This is a genomic window from Parasedimentitalea denitrificans (assembly GCF_011813015.1).
In the GTDB taxonomy this organism is placed as follows: domain Bacteria; phylum Pseudomonadota; class Alphaproteobacteria; order Rhodobacterales; family Rhodobacteraceae; genus Parasedimentitalea; species Parasedimentitalea denitrificans.
The window spans coordinates 1-821 of the sequence record NZ_QHLQ01000074.1 but is presented as its reverse complement, the minus strand read 5'-3'; the positions used below and the strand labels follow the sequence as shown (position 1 = coordinate 821).

Here is an 821-nt window from a genome sequence, read left to right as displayed (position 1 = left end):
CAAACACCCTGAAAGATCCCGGCACCGGCAATCCAACTTCTATCGCTCTGTCGGATGCCGGTAATTATAATTTCAACGCCATGGATCTCACAATTCCCGACGCCGTGAGCGCATAAAGGAGGCTAATATGGGTTGGGCTGCTGTATACGATGATGTCACTGGGAACCTAAGATCCAGTGGCACCACCGACAAAACCCCCGAGGAATTTTTGGAGGAGCGTAACCTCCGTCGAGAAGCGGGCGAGACCGTACCGTACTGTACTCTAAAACTGTTCCCAGCCCCGCCCGATCCTACTCTGGGCTGGAATCCCGTCACACTGGACTGGGACGTGCCTGCCCCGGTGCCTGCAGTCGTTTGGACGGCCTCAGAGTTCATGCTGTTGTTCACCCCAGCGGAACGGATCGCCATTCGGAATGCCCAGGCCACAGACGCTATAGTTTTCGATTTCTTCGACATGGTGAAGGTAACTCAGACGATCCGAGCAGACCACAGTATGGTCGGCCAGGGGCTGGGGTACTTGCAGAGCCAAGACTTGCTAACCGCACCACGGGTTGCGGCTATCCTGAACAATGAGGTGCCGGTCTGATGGGAGTACCCTTTGTACACAATCCCAACGCGGGACTGCAATACCTAGTAAACTCCGGCAACCACCGGGTGGGCAATCCGTTCGGTGGCGGCGCGGTTTGGGTCGAAAACATAGCGGTTGTGCCAGAGGACTGGGCGGGCTTTTACGTGACCTCGCTTGTCGACAAAACAGGACCATTAAGCGTGGCCATTGGCGACGTGGGGAATGAAACCCGAATTGCCACTGTTCAGCCCGG

At 56.3% G+C, this 821-nt stretch carries 2 protein-coding genes; both read left to right on the top strand.

The features are described 5' to 3' along the window. The first annotated feature begins 127 nt into the window (after nucleotides 1-127). Nucleotides 128-586 carry a hypothetical protein gene (locus DL239_RS21370; RefSeq protein WP_167686114.1) on the top strand — a complete coding sequence of 153 codons (459 nt, stop codon included), beginning with the start codon at nucleotides 128-130 and terminating at the stop codon, nucleotides 584-586. Further along, a partial coding sequence (locus tag DL239_RS21365; RefSeq protein WP_167686113.1) for a hypothetical protein occupies nucleotides 586-821 on the top strand: 236 nt, incomplete at its 3' end. The genes DL239_RS21370 and DL239_RS21365, both read left to right, overlap by 1 nt.